Raw genomic sequence first — 279 nt, 5'->3', positions numbered from 1 at the left:
CCTTGTCCTCGCGGATCAGGTTGCGGATCGCCGGGATGCCGACCATGATTTCCCAGGCCGCGGTGCGACCGCCGCCGACCTTCTTCAGCAGCGCCTGCGAGATCACCGCGCGCAGGCTTTCTGACAGCATCGAACGCACCATCGGCTTTTCGCCGGCGGGGAACACGTCGATGATGCGGTCGATGGTCTTGGCCGCCGACGAGGTGTGCAGGGTGCCGAATACCAGGTGGCCGGTTTCCGCGGCGGTCAGCGCCAGGCGGATGGTTTCCAGGTCGCGCA

The 279-nt window shown here is 66.7% G+C and carries 1 protein-coding gene; it reads right to left on the bottom strand.

Translation table 11 applies throughout. From position 1 onward, the window contains the following. Positions 1-279: ATPase, T2SS/T4P/T4SS family (locus tag ACFOM9_RS01820; protein WP_386707240.1), on the bottom strand; the 279-nt coding region annotated here is incomplete at both ends.

The sequence above is a fragment of the Luteimonas notoginsengisoli genome, from assembly GCF_042648885.1.
Classification (GTDB): Bacteria; Pseudomonadota; Gammaproteobacteria; order Xanthomonadales; family Xanthomonadaceae; genus Luteimonas; species Luteimonas notoginsengisoli.
This window is presented reverse-complemented; position numbering and strand designations above follow the sequence as displayed.